This window comes from Acidovorax sp. 99 (assembly GCF_003096455.1).
Taxonomy (GTDB): domain Bacteria; phylum Pseudomonadota; class Gammaproteobacteria; order Burkholderiales; family Burkholderiaceae_C; genus Acidovorax; species Acidovorax delafieldii.
In genome coordinates, this window is sequence record NZ_QEKU01000001.1 from 776,763 (window position 1) to 795,575 (window position 18,813).

General features: G+C 66.1%; 18 protein-coding genes. 9 read left to right on the forward strand and 9 right to left on the reverse strand.

The features are described 5' to 3' along the window. Positions 1–25 precede the first annotated feature (25 nt). Complete coding sequence (locus C8C95_RS03690) at positions 26–352, reverse strand: metalloregulator ArsR/SmtB family transcription factor (RefSeq protein ID WP_108499698.1); 327 nt, start codon at positions 350–352, stop codon at positions 26–28. Between the two features lie 188 nt (positions 353–540). On the opposite strand from C8C95_RS03690, the gene C8C95_RS03695 reads away from it, so the two are divergent. Genes C8C95_RS03695 through C8C95_RS03720 form a run of 6 tightly spaced genes read left to right on the forward strand, consistent with a single transcriptional unit; the run spans position 541 to position 6,496 of the window. Beyond that, on the forward strand, positions 541–2,238 hold the full coding sequence (locus tag C8C95_RS03695) for an EAL domain-containing protein (protein WP_243415623.1): 1,698 nt from the start codon (positions 541–543) through the stop codon (positions 2,236–2,238). 5 nt (positions 2,239–2,243) lie between these two features. Next, positions 2,244–3,368: a saccharopine dehydrogenase NADP-binding domain-containing protein gene (locus tag C8C95_RS03700; protein WP_116747696.1), complete on the forward strand. Its 1,125-nt coding sequence runs from the start codon at positions 2,244–2,246 to the stop codon at positions 3,366–3,368. Between the two features lie 4 nt (positions 3,369–3,372). After that, a complete protein-coding gene (locus C8C95_RS03705) occupies positions 3,373–3,897 on the forward strand; it encodes an SRPBCC family protein (protein ID WP_116747697.1) in 525 nt (174 codons plus the stop codon). Further along, the gene (locus tag C8C95_RS03710) at positions 3,894–4,292 is read left to right on the forward strand and encodes a DoxX-like family protein (RefSeq protein ID WP_116747698.1); all 399 of its coding nucleotides are present in this window, start codon (positions 3,894–3,896) and stop codon (positions 4,290–4,292) included. Before C8C95_RS03705 ends, C8C95_RS03710 begins: the two co-directional genes overlap by 4 nt. Further along, positions 4,289–4,783: a DUF2269 domain-containing protein gene (locus tag C8C95_RS03715; RefSeq protein ID WP_116747699.1), complete on the forward strand. Its 495-nt coding sequence runs from the start codon at positions 4,289–4,291 to the stop codon at positions 4,781–4,783. Before C8C95_RS03710 ends, C8C95_RS03715 begins: the two co-directional genes overlap by 4 nt. Positions 4,784–4,798: 15 nt before the next feature. Further along, positions 4,799–6,496, forward strand: coding sequence for an AarF/UbiB family protein (locus C8C95_RS03720; protein ID WP_116747700.1), 1,698 nt, complete (start codon positions 4,799–4,801; stop codon positions 6,494–6,496). Positions 6,497–6,586: 90 nt separating this feature from the next. On the opposite strand, the gene C8C95_RS03725 is transcribed toward C8C95_RS03720, so the two are convergent. The 4 genes from C8C95_RS03725 to C8C95_RS03740 form a co-directional block, all read right to left on the reverse strand. Further along, the gene (locus C8C95_RS03725; RefSeq protein ID WP_116747701.1) at positions 6,587–7,420 is read right to left on the reverse strand and encodes a molybdate ABC transporter substrate-binding protein; all 834 of its coding nucleotides are present in this window, start codon (positions 7,418–7,420) and stop codon (positions 6,587–6,589) included. Between the two features lie 9 nt (positions 7,421–7,429). Next, positions 7,430–8,266: an extracellular solute-binding protein gene (locus tag C8C95_RS03730; protein ID WP_116750126.1), complete on the reverse strand. Its 837-nt coding sequence runs from the start codon at positions 8,264–8,266 to the stop codon at positions 7,430–7,432. 80 nt (positions 8,267–8,346) lie between these two features. After that, the gene (locus C8C95_RS03735) at positions 8,347–9,075 is read right to left on the reverse strand and encodes a phosphate ABC transporter ATP-binding protein (protein WP_116747702.1); all 729 of its coding nucleotides are present in this window, start codon (positions 9,073–9,075) and stop codon (positions 8,347–8,349) included. After that, positions 9,072–9,809, reverse strand: coding sequence for an ABC transporter permease (locus C8C95_RS03740; protein WP_116747703.1), 738 nt, complete (start codon positions 9,807–9,809; stop codon positions 9,072–9,074). Before C8C95_RS03740 ends, C8C95_RS03735 begins: the two co-directional genes overlap by 4 nt. A gap of 63 nt (positions 9,810–9,872) precedes the next feature. Between C8C95_RS03740 and C8C95_RS03745 the strand changes: the two genes are divergently transcribed. The 3 genes from C8C95_RS03745 to C8C95_RS03755 all read left to right on the forward strand — a co-directional run bounded on the left by C8C95_RS03745 (position 9,873) and on the right by C8C95_RS03755 (position 13,618). Next, the gene (locus C8C95_RS03745) at positions 9,873–11,000 is read left to right on the forward strand and encodes a substrate-binding domain-containing protein (RefSeq protein WP_116747704.1); all 1,128 of its coding nucleotides are present in this window, start codon (positions 9,873–9,875) and stop codon (positions 10,998–11,000) included. Between the two features lie 182 nt (positions 11,001–11,182). After that, the gene (locus C8C95_RS03750; protein WP_056748212.1) at positions 11,183–11,803 is read left to right on the forward strand and encodes a TRAP transporter small permease subunit; all 621 of its coding nucleotides are present in this window, start codon (positions 11,183–11,185) and stop codon (positions 11,801–11,803) included. A 27-nt stretch (positions 11,804–11,830) separates the two neighbouring features. After that, the gene (locus C8C95_RS03755) at positions 11,831–13,618 is read left to right on the forward strand and encodes a TRAP transporter large permease subunit (RefSeq protein WP_116747705.1); all 1,788 of its coding nucleotides are present in this window, start codon (positions 11,831–11,833) and stop codon (positions 13,616–13,618) included. A 468-nt stretch (positions 13,619–14,086) separates the two neighbouring features. Here C8C95_RS03755 and C8C95_RS03760 read toward each other — a convergent pair whose 3' ends face one another. The 4 genes from C8C95_RS03760 to xseB form a co-directional block, all read right to left on the reverse strand. Next, on the reverse strand, positions 14,087–15,169 hold the full coding sequence (locus tag C8C95_RS03760; protein ID WP_015015263.1) for a TRAP transporter substrate-binding protein: 1,083 nt from the start codon (positions 15,167–15,169) through the stop codon (positions 14,087–14,089). A gap of 244 nt (positions 15,170–15,413) precedes the next feature. After that, positions 15,414–17,309, reverse strand: a complete 1,896-nt coding sequence (gene dxs, locus C8C95_RS03765) for a 1-deoxy-D-xylulose-5-phosphate synthase (protein ID WP_116747706.1) — start codon at positions 17,307–17,309, stop codon at positions 15,414–15,416. A 91-nt stretch (positions 17,310–17,400) separates the two neighbouring features. Continuing rightward, positions 17,401–18,375, reverse strand: a complete 975-nt coding sequence (locus C8C95_RS03770) for a polyprenyl synthetase family protein (RefSeq protein ID WP_116747707.1) — start codon at positions 18,373–18,375, stop codon at positions 17,401–17,403. Further along, positions 18,372–18,614: an exodeoxyribonuclease VII small subunit gene (gene xseB / locus C8C95_RS03775; protein ID WP_056066864.1), complete on the reverse strand. Its 243-nt coding sequence runs from the start codon at positions 18,612–18,614 to the stop codon at positions 18,372–18,374. The genes C8C95_RS03770 and xseB overlap by 4 nt, the downstream gene beginning before the upstream one ends. Between the last annotated feature and the right edge of the window lie 199 nt (positions 18,615–18,813).

Sequence of the window (18,813 nt, forward strand, 5' to 3'; positions counted from 1 at the left end):
CCTCGGGGGTAGTGGACAGAGACGGTCAGCAATGGCAGGACGCGGCCGCGTCGGCAGGCGCGCAGCCCTGGCCTTCGCAGCAGTTTTCAGTGAGGTAGGCCAGCAGCGCATTCATGGTGTCGAACGCGGCGCGGTAGATCAGGTTGCGGCCCTGTCGCTCCTGACTGATGAGCCCGGCATGCGACAGCTCCTTGAGGTGAAAGGACAGGGTGTTGGGCGCCACCTCCAGCTGGGCGGCCAAGTCGCTGGGGGTCAGCCCCGCAGGGCCCGCCACCACCAGCGCACGGAAGACCCGCAGGCGGACCTCCTGGGCCAAGGCGGCGAGGGCTCGGACAACATCGGTTTCTTGCATGGATCAATAATACAACGATTGTTGAATTATTGAAATAGCATCCCAAAAATCACGAAAAACCCACACTCGCTCCAGGTGACCTCCAACCACCCGGAAGCGCACACCCGCCACAGGCTGTTACGCGTTGGCCCCGCCGCACGGTCGTATGATGACCCGCATACAAAAAAGGGCGGGAGCACGTGGACGATATGGTTTCAATCTGGCAGGGCGCCATGCAGGTGTTTGTGGTGGGGTTTCCGCCACTGCTGCAAAGCCTGCTGTTCTGGGTGTTTGCGGCACTCGTCGTGCACGTGTGCCAGCAGTTGGTGGAGCACACCGCGTATTCGGTGGACCCGTCCAGCCGCCGCATCAGCGCATCCCACGCATCGCTGTGCATTGGCTCCATCGTGTGGGCGCTGGATGTGGTGGGCCTGTTCCTGTACAACGAGCTTTCGCACCATGTGCTAGAGCTGGTGCCCGCGCTCAGCGGCCTGGTCATCATGGTGGTGAGTGCGCGGCTCACCATCCCGACCCTCAGCACCGGCGCCAGCAAGCGCCGCATTGCGCTGGCCAGCTTGTGGCTGGCGATGGGCACGCTGGCAGGGCACTTCACCATCACCAGCAGCCATGTGCAGAGTTTCGGGCAGATCAACCTGCTTGCCACTGTGCTGTCGCTGGGCATCGCCACCGGCATTTCGTGCTACTGCGCCATCCGCCATCGCGCCGCCAAGCTCAGTGTGCTCACCCCCCGCTACCGGGCCCAGAACTGGGCGGACAAGCTGCTGTGCGGCGGCGCGATCCTGGTGCTGCACTGGCTGTTGGTCAACACCTTTGCCATGCACCTGGGCGACCTCGAGGGTGCGTCCGATGGCGCCGCGCTGCTCTTCGTGATGCTGGTGTTTGCGATGGCGGTGGCCATGGAGCATCTGAGCAACCTGCGCTCGGACGCGGGGCGCCAGCAGCTGCTGCGGCGCGGGTTGTCGATGATGCGCACCTCGGCACTGGCCCACAACGCCCACACCGACATTCAGCAGTCGCTGATTGCCGACCACCTGGACCGTCTGCTGCATCCCGACAACCTGGCCCTGCATTTCCAGCCCATCATCCACACCCAGCGCAGCGGGGTGCAGCTGGAGGCGCTGCTGCGCCTGACCGACACCACCCTGGGCCGCATCAACCCCGAAACCTTCTTGCTGGTGTGCGAGCTGCAGGGCAAGACGGCGGAGGTGGACCGCATGATTGTGTGCAACGCACTCGACCATCTGTGCCACTGGCGGGCGCAGGGAATGGACGCAGTGTCCATCAGCGTCAATGTGGCGCCAGTCACGCTGATGCACGAAAGCTTCGCGCCTTGGCTGGGCCTGCAGCTGGCCCAGCGCGCCCTGCCCCCGCGCACCCTGAAGCTCGAAATGACCGAGCATGCCGTGATTGCGCTGGGCCCCCAGATGGTGGCGGCCATCAGCGCGCTGAGCGCCCTGGGTGTGGCCGTTTTGATGGACGACTTTGGCGCCGGGTATTCGTCCCTGGGCATGCTGGCCGAGCTACCGATTGCGGGCATCAAATGCGACCGCCTGTTCGTACGCCAGCTGCCGCAGGACCGCCGCCGCCAGAAGCTGCTGCGGCACATCAGCTCCCTGGCGCGAGACCTGGGTCTTTCAGTGGTGGTTGAAGGCGTGGAGACGCCCGAAGAGCTGCGGGCCCTCGCGGCCGCCGGGCTGCACCACATCCAGGGCTACCTGTTCAGCCGCCCCATTGCAGCGCCTGACGTGCCCAACTGGCACCGAACGCAACTGCAGTCGCAGCGTGCCGCATTGCAAGCACTGCTGCACACGCCGGGCAGTGGCCGGGACAGCGATACCTCTTTTGTGCCCACGCAGCCCAGCACGCCTTGGGCCTCGGGGGCATGACCCCCATGGCTGCACTGAAAACCCTGGTCCTGGGCGGCTACGGCAATTTTGGGGCGCGCATCTGCCGCGCCCTGGTGGGCGATGAGGCTACACGCCACCACATTGCCCTGCTGGTGGCGGGCCGGGACGCCTCGCAAGCGAAGGCCCTGGCCGCCACGCTGGGCCACGGTGCACAGGGCGTGGCGCTGGACCACCAGGCGCCGGGCCTGGCCGCCACCTTGCGCGAGTGGGGTGTGGGTCTGGTGATCCACACGGCGGGCCCTTTTCAGGCGCAAGCCTACAACGTAGCCCAGGCGGCGGCCGAGGCGGGGGCGCACTACATCGACCTGGCCGACGGCCGCCGGTTTGTGTGCGACTTTCCGGCCGCGGTGCAGGCTGCATTCACTGCCGCCGGGCGCACGGCCATCGCGGGCGCCAGCACGGTGCCCGCGCTGTCCTCGGCCGTCATCGACCACCTGTGTGCAGGCTGGCAGCGCATTGACAGCATCGACATCTGCATTGCCCCTGCGCAACGGGCGCCCCGGGGCCAGGCCACGCTGGCGGCCGTGCTGAGCTACTGCGGCCTACCCATCGACGTGTGGGACGGTGGCCGGTGGCAGCCGTACCGGGGCTGGGCGCGGCCCAGCCCCGTCCAGTTCCAGCGGCTGCGCCCTCGCCTCGGGGCGGTCTGCGACATCCCGGACCTGGAGATCTTTCCCGCCCATTACCAGGCCCGCGACCGTGTCACCTTTCGCGCGGCCCTGGAGGTCGGCCTGGCGCAAAGAGCCTTCGCCACCCTGGCAACGTTGCGCCGTTGGGGCGTGCTGCCCCACCCCGAAAAGCTGGCCTGGCTGATGCACCACGCGGGCGGCGCGCTGGACTTTCTGGGCACGCCGCTGGGCGGCATGGTGGTGCGTGTGGCGGGCGCGGATGCGCAAGGCCAGCCCCGGCGCCGCGCATGGCACATTGCGGCCGACCACGACCATGGCCCCGAGATTCCCTGCATGGCCGCCATCCTGCTGGCCCGCCAGCTCGCAGCCGGGCAACCGCTGCCCTGCGGGGCGCACACCAGCACCAGCCTGCTGCTCCTGGAGGCCTTTGCCCCCGAGTTTGCGAAGTGGGGCATGGTGACCGATATGGTGGAGGAATGAGGCCATGGCCCACCGGAAATTGACCTTCCCCATGCCAGCGCGTGCCGACATTGTTTTTGATGCCTTCCACTACCACGAGTGGCGGTGCCAGTGGGATTCGCTGGTGCGCCGTACCAGCGTGGAAAGCGGTGCGCCCTGCCCCAGTGTGGGCGCCACCACCGAGAACCTGGGCGCCGGCGCGTTGCGGGCGCTGTCCATGCGCACGCAGTTCGTCAGCTATGACCGCCCCGTGCTCGCGGCTGCGGCCATGGTTGGCCGTTCGTTCCCTTTCTCCCAGTGGGCAGCCTCCATGCGCCACCAAGAGCAAGGTCCCCACCAGTCCCTGCTGATCTACACCTATACCTTTCAAGTAGGCCCCGCAGCCTTGCGGGCGGTCATGGAGCCTTTGGTGGACTGGGTCTTTGTCCGCAAGACGCGCCAGCGGTTCCAGCGCCTGGCGCAGTTCCTGGCGGTCCGCGCTGCCGACATTGCAGACTGGCAGCAGGCGCGGGGCCCAGCGCCCTCTGCCGCGCACAAGGCCCGCCCATGAACCACGCGTCAGCCCGCCTGCTGCGCGCCAGCCTCGTGATCGTCTGGCTGGCCACCGCCGTGGTCAGCGTGTGGGAACTGCACGGCCAAAGCCGCGAGCTGCTGGCGGGCCTGCCCGCCGCGTGGACCGAGGGCAACACATCGTGGCTGCCCACCGCCATCATCCTGGCCGGGGCGGCTGCCGATGCGGTGCTGGGGCTGTGGCTGGCGCTCCGCCCCGGCCGCAAGGCGTATGGAGCGGCCCTGATGGTGATGCTGGCCATGACACTGCTGGCCACGGCCATACACCCTGCATGGTGGCTGCACCCCTTCGGACCTCTGACCAAAAACCTGCCGATTGCCGCCATCCTGTGGGTGCTGCTGCAAGACGAGGCCACTTCATTGCAAAAGCCATGAGCCTGTACCTCACCCTCAAATGGCTGCACATCATCTCCAGCGTGCTGCTGGTGGGCACCGGGCTGGGCTCGGCGTTCTACATGTTCTTTACCAACCGCAGCGGCAATGTGCAGGCGCAGGCGGTGGTCACGCGCCTGGTGGTGCGGGCGGACTGGTGGTTCACCACGCCCACGGTGTTCCTCCAGCCCGCCACGGGGCTCGCCATGGCTGCGATGGCAGGCCTGCCCTGGAGCACGCCGTGGCTCGCGGTGTCGATTGCGCTGTACCTGGTGGCCGGTGCCTGCTGGCTGCCCGTGGTGTGGCTGCAGTTGCGCATGCGCGACATGGCGATAAAGGCGGCAGAGGCGACGCAGTCCGCGCACGGTGATGGCGTGCTGCCGCCCTTGTACTGGCGCTACGCCCGCTGGTGGGAGGCGCTGGGCTACCCGGCCTTTGTGGCCATGGCCGTGGTGTTCTACCTGATGGTGAACAAACCCGCCCTGAACTTCTGAACCTATCATCGCCCCATGCTGATCGAGACGCTGGACACCGCCCGCGACCTGGGGCGCCTGAAGGAAATCCTGGGCGTGATGGTGCGCCACGGGTTTGGCGACACCGTGCGCCGCCTGGGCCTGGCCGACCGGCTGGAGCGCGCGGGCCAGGCGCTGAACTGGACCCACGCCGCCGATCTGGCCCGCGTGGAGCCCCCCGTGCAGGTACGGCTGGCACTCGAAGAGCTGGGCCCCGCGTTCGTCAAGTTTGGTCAGATCCTTGCGGGCCGGGCTGACCTGTTTGGCCCGGAGTGGATTGCGGAATTCGAGAAGCTGCACAGCCAGGTGCCTGCCGTGCCCATCGATGCCCTGCGCCCGCAACTGCGCGAAGACCTGGGCGCCGATCCCGAAGCCGTCTTTGCCTGGTTTGACACGACACCGCTGGCCGCCGCATCGATTGCGCAAGTGCACCGCGCGCGCCTGCAGGACGGCAGCAAAGTCATCGTCAAGATCCGCCGCCCCGGCATTGCGGACACCATCCAGGCCGACCTGCGCCTGCTGCAGCGCCTGGCCGCGCTGGCCGAGGCCGAGCTGCCAGCGCTCAAGCCCTACCGGCCCCAGCAACTGGTGCGCGAGTTCGCGCGCTCGTTGCGCCGCGAGCTGGACCTGGCCGGCGAATGCCGCCAGGCCGAACGCATTGCCACCAACATGGCCGCACTGCCTCACATCGTGATCCCGCGCGTGCACTGGGCCTACACGCGCGAGCGCATCAACGTGCAGGACTTCATCGACGGCACACCCGGCGGCGCTCTCGCGGCGCTGACGCGCGAGGCAGGCTTTGACCGCACGGTGCTGGCGCAACGCGGCGCGCAGGCGGTGCTGCAGATGATCGTCAAGGACGGCGTTTTCCACGCCGACCCGCACCCGGGCAACGTGTTCTACCTGCCGGGCAACCGCATTGCCTTCATCGACTTTGGCATGGTAGGCCGCCTGTCGCAGCGCCGGCGCGACGAGTTGCTGCAGCTGCTGCTGGGCCTGGTGGAGCACCAGCCCCAGGCCGTGGCCGATGTGCTGCTGGACTGGACGGGCGACGCGCAGGGCCTGAACCTGGGCCAGCTCGAAACCGAGATCGAGGCCTTTGTGGACCAGTACCACGGCGTGCCCCTGGCGCAGCTGAGCCTGGGACAGATGCTGGCCGACGTGACGGCCATCCTGCGTGAACACCACCTGGGCCTGCCGTCCGATCTGGCACTGCTGATCAAGGCCTTTATCTCGCTCGAAGGCATGGGCCGCAACCTCGACCCGGACTTCCACATGGCGACCGAAGCCTTGCCGCTGCTCAAGCAGGTGGTGCGCGCACGCTACGAGCCCAAGGTGCTGGCCGGGCGGGCCTGGAGCACCTTGCGGCGCGCGCTGGCCACGGTGGAGCAGCTACCGGACGACATTGGGCGGCTGCTGCGCAACGCGCGGCGTGGGCACCTGCAGGTGGGCATCGAGCTGGCGCACCTCAAGCGTGTGGGCGACCAGATCGACCGGTCGGCCAACCGGCTGGCGATGGCGCTGGTGATTGCCGCGCTCATCATTGGCTCGTCCATCGTGATGACCGTGAAAGGCGGGCCCACGCTGTTCGGCCTGCCAGCGTTTGGCTTCCTGGGGTTCTTCGGCGCGGTGGTGTGTGGCCTGTGGCTGGTGCGGGCCATCTGGCGCAGCAGCCACCACCGCGATGATGACTGAACGGAACTAAAAAAACACGCCGCGCCGCCCCACCAGGCAAGCAGACGCGGCGTGTGCACACCCGCAGCACATCAACTGACTGCAACTCGGTCAAGGCTGCCCAAAACCCATACGCTGCAATACCGCCTGCGCGGCCGGTTGGCGCAGCGCACTGGCAAACGCCTGCGCCGCAGCGGGCGCATCGGCCCGCACGGTCACGCCATACCTAGCGCCCACCTGCAGCGCGGCCGGCAGCTGCACCACACGCAGGCGCGGCACCTCGGCCTGGGCGGCCACTGCGTTGGTGCAGTAGGTCAAAAACACATCGGCCTGGCGCTGGTCCATCACCCAGGCATAGGTGCCCCGGCCCGCAGGCGGCTTGGGCGAATCCGCGCCGCCGGTGAGCTTCAGGGCCTTGGCGTCCAGCTGGGCATACGCACCCGGCTGAATCTTGTCGGCCTGGCGGAACAGCGCCCACGCGTAGTCGCCCGACGGGTCGGCCTTGGGCGTGGAGGTGCCCACGCGCACGTCACTGCGCAGCAAGGTGGCCAGCAAGGTGTCGGGGGTGGCGCTGATCTGTTCGCTGGTCAGCGCACACAGCGCGTTGCGCGTGAACACCACGGGCGCCTGCCAGCCGCCCCGGGCCGCCAGGTGCTGCGGGTGGTCAGTGTCGGCCGAGGCAAAGACCTGCGCGGGCTCGCCCTTCTCGATACGCTCGCGCAGCAGGCCCGAGGCGCCAAAGGTCAGCGCCACCTTCTGGCCGGTGCGGGCCTCTTGGTCGCGCGCGATCTCGGTGAACGCTTCGCGCAGGCTGCCAGCGGCATACACCTGCACGGGGGCAGCGTCAGCCATGGGCGCCTGGGCGGGCGCGGCCACACAACCGGCCACGGCCCAGGCCAGCCCGGCGGCGGCAGCGGCTACCGCCGCGGGTGAACGGTTTGCCATGGAGACCGCTCACTGCGCTGCGTTCGGGAAGAACAGCTGCTCGCCACCGATCTTGTAGCCCGCAATGGCCTGCTGGCCAGTGGGCGACACCACCCAGTCCACAAACTTCTGCGCGTCCTGCGACTTCACATGCGGGTGCTTGGCGGGGTTCACGACCATCACGCCGTACTGGTTGAAAAGCTGGGTGTCGCCCTCGACCAGAACGGCCAGGTCCGCGCGGTTCTTGAAGTTGAGCCAGGTGCCACGGTCGGCCAGCACATAGGCGCCGCTTGACGCCGCGATGTTGAGCGCTGGCCCCATGCCGCAGCCACATTCCTTGTAGCCGCTGCCTTTTGAGGTATTTGCAGCCTCGGCACCGGCCAGCTTCCAGTAGCGCAGCTCGGCCGCGTGGGTGCCGCTCTTGTCGCCGCGCGAGATGAAGTTGCCATTGGCGGCAGAGAGCTTCTGCAGCGCTTGCACGATGTCTTTGCCTTTGGTGCCCACCGGGTCGTTCTTGGGGCCGATGAGGATGAAGTCGTTGTACATCACGGGGTAGCGCTTCACGCCCCAGCCATCGGCCACAAACTTTTCTTCTGCCACCTGGTCGTGCACGAACAGCACGTCCGCGTCGCCCCGGCGTGCCATATCGAGCGCCTGCCCCGTGCCCAGCGCCACCACCTTGATGTCCAGGCCGCTGGCCTTCTTGAACTCGGGCAGCAGGTAGCCAAACAGGCCCGACTGCTCGGTGGAGGTGGTGGAGGCCATGGTGATGCTCTGCGCGAATGCAGAACCAGACGCTACCAAAACGATAGCTGCCACCGCTTTGGACACTAGCGCTACCGCGCGAAAAGGCTTGAATTTTTTCATCGCCGGGCCGCCCCAAGATGAAAAGGCCCCCTTGGGGGGCAGCGACCACACGAAGTGGGAAGCGTGGGGGTCAATTCGCGTCATACCAGCTCTCCTTTGACAAACAATCGGGCGGCCTCCGGCAGGGGGCCATTGAAAAAGTCGTGCACCGGCAAGTCCGCCACCAGACGGCCGTGCTCCATGTAGATCACGCGGCTGGCCAGGCGCTTGACCTGGCCCAGGTTGTGGCTGCTGAACACCATGGTCACGGGGTGTGCCGGGCCGGCCGCGCCGTGGCTGGCCGCAAAGTCGGCCATCAGGGCCTCGACCTCGCGCTTGGCGTGGGGGTCGAGGCTGGCGGTGGGCTCATCGAGCAGCAGCACATCGGGCCGCAGCGCCCATGCACGGGCCAGCGCCACACGCTGCTGCTGGCCGCCCGACAGGGTGCGCGCGTTCTGCGCTGCAATGCCCTGCAGGCCCACCCGCTGCAAGGCCGTCAGGGCCAGCGGGCGCGCATCGCGCCAGCCGGTGCCGCGCAGCCACAGGGCCAGGGCCACGTTGTTCTGGGCACTGGTGCGCAGCATGTGCGGGCGCTGGAACAGCATGGCCTGGCGCAGCGATGCATCGCACTGCAGGCCGCCCCCATGCGTGTCGGCCAGGCCGTGCAGCACGCGCAGCAAGGTGCTCTTGCCACTGCCGTTGGCGCCCACCAGCGCCACGCGCTCGCCGGGCGTGATGCGCAGCGTGACCTGGTCCAGCGCCTGCACGCGGCCATAGCACACGGTCACCTGGCGCAGGTCCACCCAGGGGGTTGGCAAAGGCCCGCTCATGCAGCCACTCCCACCGGCGTGCTGGAGGCCGAGCCATCCACCCGCTCGCGCCAGCGCCTCAGCAATGCAATCAGCACATTGAGCGCCAGCACCACGGCCAGCAGGATCATGCCCAGTGCCAGTGCCAGCGGCAGGTCGCCCTTGCTGGTCTCCAGAGCGATGGCGGTAGTCATCACGCGCGTAAAGCCGTCGATGTTGCCGCCCACGATCATCACGGCGCCCACCTCGGAGATCGCGCGGCCAAACGATGCCAGCAGCACGGTGAGCAGCGCATAGCGCTCGTCCCAGGCCAGCAGCAGGCTGCGCAACAGCGGGCCGGCGCCCATGGAGCACAGCTGCTCGCCATGCGCGCGCTCGGCATCTTCCACCGTCTGGCGCGTGAGCGCAGTGACCACCGGCAGCACCAAGATGGCCTGTGCCAGCACCATGGCCTTGAAGCTGAACAGCCAGCCCAGCGAGCCCAGCGGCCCACTGCGCGACAGCACCAGGTACACCACCAGCCCGACCACCACCGACGGCACGGCCAGCAAGGTGTTGAGCACGGCCAGCACGGCGCCACGGCCCGCGAAGCGCGCGACGCCCAACCACGCGCCCAGCACCAGACCCACCCCGCAGGCCATCAGACAGGCGGTGGCGCTGACGGACAAGGAGCGGCCCACGATGGTCCAGAGGACGGGGTCGGACGAGAGGGCGAGTTCAAGCGCTGTGGTCGCGCTTTCGGTGAGGGTGGACATGGGCCAGGGGATCGGTTTGGGCTATCGTAGGCACCCATCCAATATCCAGCGATATGAACTCCCGTGCATAGGGTCCAACTTCATTACACACTCAGCCGGGACGCGGGCACTGCGCTCATCCGCAATCCGCTGCCCGAGCTGTTGCAGGCCGTGGCCGAGCGTGGCTCCATCTCGGGCGCTGCGCGCGCGCTGGACCTGTCCTACCGCCATGTCTGGGGCGCCCTCAAACGCTGGGAAGACCAGCTGGGCGGCGAATTGATCATCTGGGGCAAGGGCCAGTCGGCACAGCTCAGCGAGTTTGGCAGCAAGCTGCTATGGGCCGAACGCCAAGCCCAGGCCCGCCTGGCGCCCCAGATTGCCGCGCTGCACGCCGACCTGGAGCGCGCGTTTGCCGTGGCCTTCGACCCCAACGCCCATGTGCTCACCCTCTACGCCAGCCATGACGATGCATTGGCGGCGCTGCGTGCCCATGCCGCAACGCAAACCGATGCAGGCGCGCTGCACCTCGACATCCGGTTCACCGGCAGCGTGGACGCCATCCGTGCGCTGAACGAGGGGCGTTGCACCCTGGCGGGCTTTCACACCGTGGCTGACGCAGCCGCACAGTCGCTCACCGCGCGCACCTACCAGCCACTGCTACAGCCCGGGCTGCACAAGATCATTGGATTCGCACAGCGCACCCAAGGGCTCATCGTGGCCCCCGGCAATCCGCTGGGTCTGCACAGCCTGGCCGATGTGGCCCGCACCGGCGCCCGCTTCATCAACCGGCCGCTGGGCTCGGGCACGCGGGTGCTGCTGGACGACCTGCTGGCCCAGGCCAGCATGGACCCAGAGAGCATCGTGGGCTACGCGCTCAACGAACCCTCCCACACCGCCATCGCCCAGGCCGTGGCTGCAGGGGCTGCCGATGTGGGCATGGGCATCGAGCTGGCGGCCCGCGCGCGCGGCCTGGACTTTGTCCCCCTGGTGCACGAGCGCTACCACCTGGCATGCCTGAAAGCCAGCCTGGACCAGCCCGCCACGCTGGCACTGCGGACCCTCTTGCAAACACCTGAATGGCTGGTACACATGACCACGCTGCCGGGCTACACCGCCTGGCACTGCGGCGAGGTGCAGGCCATGAGCACGGTGCTGCCGTGGTGGCAATTTGCGCGGAAAAAGCGTGCTTCCACGCCTAGGAAGAAACCCTAATTGCTGCAGTTTTGATAGCTGAAGAATGAGCAGCTGCTGCGGGATAACACCGTCACGCTGCTGTCAGACTCCGCCTACAGTGCTCCGTAGAATCGCGCCGTCGTCAAAGTGTGCCCTGCCTCAGCGCCTACCCGCGCGGGGCCCGGGCATCTCGCACACACAGCCTTTTTATTGGAGACACCATGCAGGCTCTATTGAAGTTATCAAGAGGGATCGACTGGATTAACACCCAGGTCGGCAAGTACGTGGTCTGGCTGATCCTGGCCTCCACGGTCATCAGCGGCGTGAACGCCGTGGTGCGCAAGGCGTTCAACATCAGCTCCAATGCCTTCCTGGAAGTGCAGTGGTACCTGTTCGCTGCGTCGTTCCTGCTGGCAGCTGGCTACACGCTGCTGCAAGGCGAGCATGTGAAGGTCGATGTGATCTCGAGCCGCTTTTCCAAGCGCACGCAGATCTGGATCGACGTATTCGGCTACATCGTCTTTCTCACCCCCATGTGCCTGGCCGTGCTCTGGTACGGGGTTCCGTTCTTCACGCGCGCACTGGCATCGGGCGAAATGTCGAACAACGCAGGTGGCCTGATCCGCTGGCCCGTGTACCTGATGATGCCCCTGGGCTTCACGCTGCTGTGGCTGCAAGGAATTTCTGAACTCATCAAGCGCCTGGGCTTCCTGCAAGGCCTGATCGAAGATCCGACGGTCAAGAAGGTCGAAAAGACGGCCGAGGAAGAACTGGCTGAATCCATCCGCAACCTGGCCGAAGCCGCCAAGGGCAACGGCAAGAACAAGGCCGAGGCTCACTGAGCGGCCCTACCAAGCGGAGCACACACCATGGAATTTTTGACCCATAACCTCGCCCCCATCATGTTCGCGGGGCTCATCTGCTTCTTGCTGGTGGGCTTCCCGGTCGCGTTCAGCCTGGGCGCCTGCGGACTGTTCTTCGCCTTCATCGGCATCGAACTCAACGTGCTGCCCGAAGCCCTGCTGCAAGCCGTGCCGCTGCGCATCTTCGGCATCATGCAAAACGACACCCTGCTGGCCATTCCATTCTTCACGCTCATGGGGCTCATATTGGAGCGAAGCGGGATGGCGGAAGACCTGCTGGACACCATTGGCCAGCTGTTTGGTCCCATCCGCGGTGGCCTGGCACTGGCCGTGATCTTCGTGGGCGCGCTGCTGGCAGCCACCACGGGCGTGGTGGCCGCATCGGTGATCTCGATGGGTCTGATCTCGCTGCCCATCATGCTGCGCTATGGCTATGACCGTCGGCTGGCTGCGGGCGTGATTGCTGCGTCCGGAACGCTCGCACAGATCATTCCGCCGTCGCTGGTGCTGATCATCATTGCCGACCAGATGGGCCGCAGCGTGGGCGACATGTACAAGGGCGCCTTCCTGCCCGGCCTGATGCTCACCGGCTTCTATGCGCTGTACGTCATCCTGCTGGCGATCTTCAAGCCCCAATGGGTGCCTGCCATCCCGCCCGAAGCCCGTACGCTGCGTGACGAAAACGGCAAAAGCGGTGTGACCTCCCTGCTGGTGCTGACCGGCATCTGTGTGGCCGCCTCGATGTATGTGGCCAAGAACATGGCCGCCCTGCACACCTGGTGGTCGGGCGAGACGGTGGAACGGGTGGCGCTGGACGAGACCATCGTCGTGGCCATGTGCTTTGGCGTGGCCCTGGCCTTCGTGGTCGCCAGCGTCAACAAGATCACCCGCCTGGGCCTGCTGTCCAAGGCGGCAGAACGCGTGACGTTCGTGCTGATCCCCCCACTGCTGCTGATTTTCCTGGTGCTGGGCACCATCTTCCTGGGCGTTGCAACCCCCACCGAAGGCGGCGCCATGGGCGCGCTGGGCGCAGGCATCATGGCCATCATCCGTGGTCGCCTGAGCTTCTCGCTGCTCAAGCAGGCAGTCACCACCACCACCAAGCTGTCGTGTTTTGTGGTGTTCATTCTGGTGGGCGCGACCATGTTCGGCCTGACCTTCCAGGGCGTGGACGGCCCGCTGTGGGTGGAACACCTGCTGACCGGCCTGCCCGGTGGCCAGCTGGGCTTCCTGATCGTCGTGAACATCATGGTGTTCTTCCTGGCGTTCTTCCTGGACTTCTTTGAGCTGTCCTTCATCGTGGTGCCCCTGCTGGCCCCGGTGGCCAACAAGCTGGGCATCGACCTGATCTGGTTCGGTGTGCTGCTGGCCGTGAACATGCAGACCTCGTTCATGCACCCACCGTTCGGCTTCGCGCTGTTCTACCTGCGCAGCGTAGCCCCGGCGAAGGAGTACCTCGACAAGGTCACCAAGAAGATGATTGCGCCGGTGACGACACCGCAGATCTACTGGGGTGCGATTCCGTTCCTGGTCATCCAGCTGATGATGGTGGGCCTGATCATCGCCTTCCCTGGCATCGTCTCCAGCGGCCTGGACAAGGCCGAGGTCTACGACCTGGACAAGGTCCGCATGGAAATGGAAGCCACCATGCCCGACGCGGCCGGAGCCCCCGAGGCCACCGACCCCACCGCAGGCATGGAAGGTGCCAGCGCGGCCCCTGGCGACGCTGCAGCCCCTGCTGCAGACGACCCGCTCAAGGCCCTGCAAGACTCGATGGCCAACGAGAAGAAGTGATCGGATGAACCCTTCAGGGCTGTTGACCAGCCCTGGAGATAAAAGAAGCCCCGGCAGATAGCGTCTGCCGGGGCTTTTTTCATGGGCTTGTCTCGCGCAACGCGTGGCCTAAGACAGGGCCGCTGAAGGACGGCTCGATACCCTACCCAAGGAGGCCATCCGCACTGATCCACCCAGTCTCACACCACATAGGCCGCCGCGCCTCGAAGTGTTTCCTTCTGCGGACCATTGAACCCGCTGGCAAGCGTCTACCGAGGGATCGCGCAGACGTGCAGATCACAGCAACAGGGGCGACACCTTGAGCCCCAGTCGGCCGAGTTCGCCGTGCGACCCAGCAGCGTCTTCTGCCCCGCAGCATCTTGAGACCGAGTGCCCAACCCCATGCCACCAGACGCAAAAAAACCCGCCAGGCGAACCGGGCGGGTTTTCTGATCGAGATGCCCTGCAGCTTACGCCGCAGCCGGGCCATCAGATCTTCTGTGCGGACATGAAGGTGTCGTAGCGGGCTTCAGCAAAACGGAACCAGAGGATCTGGTCGCGCTGGAAGGCACGCATGTCGGCGTAGATCTTCTTCCACTCGGGGCTCTTGGCGTCGTTCTCGGCGAACACTTCCATCGATGCCTTGAACGAAGCGTCCATCACGGCTTGCGAGAAAGGCAGCACCTTGGTCTTAGCGGCCACGAGCTGCTTCAGGGCCGTGGGGTTCAGCGCGTCGTACTTGGCCAGCATGTCCACGTGGGCCACATTGGTAGCGGCTTCGATGATGGCCTTGTTCTCAGCCGACAGGCCGTCAAACGCCTTCTGGTTGACGAAGAAGTCCACTTCAGGACCACCTTCCCACCAGCCGGGGTAGTAGTAGAACGGAGCAACCTTGTTGAAGCCCAGCTTCTGGTCGTCGTAAGGACCCACCCACTCGGCAGCATCCAGCGTGCCCTTTTCGAGGGCTTGGTAGATTTCGCCGCCAGGGATGCTCTGGGGCACAGCACCCAGCTTCTGCATCACTTCACCGATCAGGCCGCCGCCCAGGCGCATCTTCATACCCTTGAAGTCGGCAGGCGACTTGATTTCCTTGCGGAACCAGCCACCCATCTGCGTGCCGGTGTTGCCACCTGCAAAGCTGATCATGTTGAAGCCGCCGTAGAACTCGTTCATGAGCTTGCGGCCATTGCCATGCAGCATCCAGGCGTTCATCTGGCGTGCATTGAAGCCGAAAGGCACTGCCGAGCCCAGCGCGAAGGCGGGGTTCTTGCCGTAGAAGTAGTAAGGCACGGTGTGGGCCATTTCCACGGTGCCTTGTTGCACGCCGTCCACCACGCCGAAGGGAGGCATCAGCTCGCCACCAGCGTGCACGGAGATTTCAAACTTGCCGCCCGACATGGCCTTGACGGCCTTGGAGAACACATCAGCGCCGCCATAGATGGTGTCCAGCGACTTGGGGAAGCTGGAGGCCAGACGCCAGCGAATAGCAGCCTGGGCGTGGACGGCGGGCGCAGCGCCTGCAGCCAGCACACCGGCGATGCCAGCGTGCTTGATGATTGAACGACGATCCATGAGGTTCTCTCCGATATATTGATTGCAAAACTTGGTGCGCACGCGTTGTGCACGGCCCACCAAGGACATGTTTCAGCCGGGACCATTGTAGGAACATGACCCCCAGGACTTTTGCGGGTTTTCCCGCGAAATTCCGGCCTCAACACACACCTTCAGGGTTCTGCAAGCATCTGCGCGACAGCAGTGCGAAAGCCCTCACGGAACCCACGGCCAGCGCGACGCGCTGCCCGCAGCCCGACTCCGTTCAGCCCGCGTTGCCAGGCAAAAACCGGGCGGTAATCGATGCACGGATGCCCGCCGCATCCAGCCCTTGCAGCGCCAGCAACTTGGCCGGGTCGCCATGTTCGATGAAGACATCGGGCAACCCCAGCTGCAGCACGGGGCGCACGATGCCTATGGCGTTGAGCGCCTCGGTCACTGCACTGCCCGCACCACCCATGATGGCGCCCTCTTCCACCGTCACAAGCGCATCGTGGCGCTCCGCCACCTCGCGCAGCAAGGCTTCGTCGATGGGCTTGGCCCAGCGCATGTTGACCACGGTGGCATCGATCGCCTCGCCCACTTCGAGCGCGGGATACAGCAAGGTGCCAAATGCCAGGATGGCAATGCGGGGCGCCTTGCTGTCGGCCTCGCCCTTGCGCTCGCGGCGGATCTCGCCCTTGCCGAACGGCAGGCCGTCGAGCGCTGCAAGAGGCGCCACACCTGCACCGCTGCCGCGCGGGTAACGCACGGCCACGGGGTGGTCCTGCTCAAACGCACTGCTGAGCAACTGACGGCACTCGCGCTCGTCGGCGGGACAGGCCATGCTCATGTTCGGAATGCAGCGCACGAACGGGATGTCGTAAGCGCCTGCGTGCGTGGCACCGTCAGCGCCCACCAGGCCCGCGCGGTCCAGAGCAAACACCACGGGCAGGTTCTGCAGGGCCACGTCGTGGATCAACTGGTCGTAACCCCGTTGCAAGAAGGTGGAGTAGATGGCCACCACGGGTTTCACGCCTTCGCAGGCCATGCCTGCGGCGAACGTGACGGCATGCTGCTCGGCAATGCCCACGTCGTAGTAGCGGTCCGGAAAGCGCTTTTCAAACTCGACCATGCCCGAGCCCTCGCGCATGGCCGGGGTGATGCCCACCAGGCGCTGGTCTTGCGCCGCCATGTCGCACAACCACTGGCCGAACACCTGGGTGAACGTCTGCTTGGGCGGCGTGGCAGGCTTGGTCAGGCCCACGCTGGGGTCGAACTTGCCGGGGCCGTGGTAGGCCACGGGGTCGGCCTCGGCCAGCTTGTAGCCCTGCCCCTTCTTGGTGACCACGTGCAGGAACTGCGGACCCTTCAGGCTCTTGATGTTCTCCAGCGTAGGGATCAGCGAATCGAGGTCGTGCCCGTCGATGGGGCCGATGTAGTTAAAGCCGAATTTCTCAAACAGCGTGGCGGGCACCACCATGCCCTTGGCCTGCTGCTCGAAGCGCTTGGCAAATTCGAGCAGGGGCGGCACGGGGCGCAAAACGGTCTTGCCCACATTCTTGGCGGCGGCGTAGAACTGCCCGCTCATCAGTTGCGCGAGATAGCGGTTGAGCGCGCCCACGGGCGGGCTGATGCTCATGTCGTTGTCGTTCAGCACCACCAGCAGGTTGCAGTCGGCCACACCCGCGTTGTTGAGCGCCTCGAACGCCATGCCGGCACTCATCGCGCCATCACCAATGATGGCCACCGCATGGCGGTTGTCGCCCTTGCGCTTGGCGGCCAGTGCCATGCCCAAGGCTGCCGAGATGCTGGTGCTGGAATGCGCCGTGCCAAAGGTGTCGTAGACGCTCTCGGCGCGCTGCGGAAAGCCCGAGATGCCGCCCAGCTGGCGCAGCGTGTGCATGCGGTCGCGGCGGCCGGTCAGGATCTTGTGCGGGTAGGTCTGGTGGCCCACGTCCCACACCAGGCGGTCTTCCGGGGTGTTGAAGACATGGTGCAAGGCCACGGTCAGCTCCACCGTGCCCAGGTTGGAGCTGAGGTGGCCACCGGTCTGCGACACGCTCTGCAGCACGAACTCGCGCAACTCGGTCGCCAGCACCTTGAGGTCTGCGCGCGAGAGCCGACGCAGGTCTGCCGGGTCATTGATGGTCTGCAGCAAGGGGAAGGGTGTCGTGGACATTAACTATTCTTTTGATAGCTACCAGCGCAAGAGATTCAAGCACTAGCAGGCATTTGGACATTCATGGAGTCGCCAAGGACCAGGGCTGGGTTCAATGCGAGCGGCGCACGACCATGTCCGCCAGGGCTGCCAGGGCACGGGTGTCGGGCAGGCCACTGCGCCCCAGCGCTGCATGGGCCTCGGCCAGCAGCTCCTGCGCGTAAGCCTGCGCACGTTCCAGACCGAGCAACGAGACGTAGGTGGGTTTGTCTGCGGCCGCGTCCTTGCCAGCCGTCTTCCCCAGGGTGGCCGAGTCCGCCACCACATCCAGGATGTCGTCTACCACCTGGAACGCCAGCCCCATGGCAGCTCCATAGTCTGACAGGGCCTGGTAGGCGGTGGGCGCCGCGTGGCCACACAGGGCCCCCATGAGCACGCTGCCCTGGAGCAAGGCGCCTGTCTTGAGGCGGTGCATCTGGCGCAGTTGCGCCTCGGTCAGCGCCACGCCCACGCTGGCCAGGTCAATCGCCTGTCCGCCCGCCATGCCGGCCGAGCCCGCAGCCCGCGCCAGCAGCCGGCACAAAGCCGCCTGCGTGGCAGCGGGGATCAGGGTGTTGTCGGGGGTCAGCAGTTCAAACGCAAAGGCCTGCAGCGCGTCACCCGCCAGCAGGGCCTGGGCTTCGCCAAACTGCACATGCACCGTGGGTTTGCCACGGCGCAGCACGTCGTTGTCCATGCAGGGCATGTCGTCGTGGACCAGCGAATACGCGTGGATCAGCTCCACCGCGCACGCGGCCCGCAGGGCAGCTTCGTCCAGAGCTGCCTGAACCGCCGCGCCCTCGGGTGCCACGGAGTCCGAGGTGCCGCTGCGCGCCGCCTCGTAGGCAGCCAACACCAGCAAGGGCCGCAGGCGCTTTCCGCCGTCCAGGACGGCGTAACGCATGGCGTCGCCCAGCCCTGCCGGAGCGCCGTCTCCCACCCACAAGGACAGCGCCTGCTCCACACGGGCGAGGTGATTCTGGCTCCAGAGATTCGTATCCAGGGGCGGGTTCAACACCGTCGAGGAAGTCATCGGCAATGCGCTCATTCCTGGTTCCATGGTTGCAGCTGGCCGTCGTCCAGCACCTTGATCTGGTCCTGCACGGCATCGAGCCGGTGGCGGCAAAAAGCCAGCAAGGCGGCGCCGCGCTGGTAGCCAGCCAACATCTGGTCCAGCGGCAACTGGCCCGATTCAATGCGGGCCACGAGTTGCTCCAGCTCCTCCAGGGCCGCCTCGTAGCTGGCAGGTTCGGCGGGAGGAGCAGGGGTTGCGGGGGCCTTGGGCATGGAGGGGGCGGCAGTGCGCGGGTGAAAAACCGGTGATTTTAGGCGCAGCGCTGTGGCGCCCGTGTCAGACAGTGACCGATCCGTGGGAGGTCTCTATTTTTCGGGAACCGGTGTTTTCTATTCACGTAGCGGGGGTGCGGGAATAACCCCACCGCCTATAATCCCATTCCCGTCGAGCCGGCTACCCACCCTAGCCGGT

Excerpts from the sequence above, each read along its gene's own strand:
- C8C95_RS03690 (WP_108499698.1), bottom strand. The coding sequence starts at position 352 with ATGCAAGAAACCGATGTTGTCCGAGCCCTCGCCGCCTTGGCCCAGGAG.
- C8C95_RS03695 (WP_243415623.1), top strand. The coding sequence starts at position 541 with ATGGTTTCAATCTGGCAGGGCGCCATGCAGGTGTTTGTGGTGGGGTTT.
- C8C95_RS03700 (WP_116747696.1), top strand. The coding sequence starts at position 2,244 with ATGGCTGCACTGAAAACCCTGGTCCTGGGCGGCTACGGCAATTTTGGG.
- C8C95_RS03705 (WP_116747697.1), top strand. The coding sequence starts at position 3,373 with ATGGCCCACCGGAAATTGACCTTCCCCATGCCAGCGCGTGCCGACATT.
- C8C95_RS03710 (WP_116747698.1), top strand. The coding sequence starts at position 3,894 with ATGAACCACGCGTCAGCCCGCCTGCTGCGCGCCAGCCTCGTGATCGTC.
- C8C95_RS03715 (WP_116747699.1), top strand. The coding sequence starts at position 4,289 with ATGAGCCTGTACCTCACCCTCAAATGGCTGCACATCATCTCCAGCGTG.
- C8C95_RS03720 (WP_116747700.1), top strand. The coding sequence starts at position 4,799 with ATGCTGATCGAGACGCTGGACACCGCCCGCGACCTGGGGCGCCTGAAG.
- C8C95_RS03725 (WP_116747701.1), bottom strand. The coding sequence starts at position 7,420 with ATGGCAAACCGTTCACCCGCGGCGGTAGCCGCTGCCGCCGCCGGGCTG.
- C8C95_RS03730 (WP_116750126.1), bottom strand. The coding sequence starts at position 8,266 with ATGAAAAAATTCAAGCCTTTTCGCGCGGTAGCGCTAGTGTCCAAAGCG.
- C8C95_RS03735 (WP_116747702.1), bottom strand. The coding sequence starts at position 9,075 with ATGAGCGGGCCTTTGCCAACCCCCTGGGTGGACCTGCGCCAGGTGACC.
- C8C95_RS03740 (WP_116747703.1), bottom strand. The coding sequence starts at position 9,809 with ATGTCCACCCTCACCGAAAGCGCGACCACAGCGCTTGAACTCGCCCTC.
- C8C95_RS03750 (WP_056748212.1), top strand. The coding sequence starts at position 11,183 with ATGCAGGCTCTATTGAAGTTATCAAGAGGGATCGACTGGATTAACACC.
- C8C95_RS03755 (WP_116747705.1), top strand. The coding sequence starts at position 11,831 with ATGGAATTTTTGACCCATAACCTCGCCCCCATCATGTTCGCGGGGCTC.
- C8C95_RS03760 (WP_015015263.1), bottom strand. The coding sequence starts at position 15,169 with ATGGATCGTCGTTCAATCATCAAGCACGCTGGCATCGCCGGTGTGCTG.
- dxs (WP_116747706.1), bottom strand. The coding sequence starts at position 17,309 with ATGTCCACGACACCCTTCCCCTTGCTGCAGACCATCAATGACCCGGCA.
- C8C95_RS03770 (WP_116747707.1), bottom strand. The coding sequence starts at position 18,375 with ATGAGCGCATTGCCGATGACTTCCTCGACGGTGTTGAACCCGCCCCTG.
- xseB (WP_056066864.1), bottom strand. The coding sequence starts at position 18,614 with ATGCCCAAGGCCCCCGCAACCCCTGCTCCTCCCGCCGAACCTGCCAGC.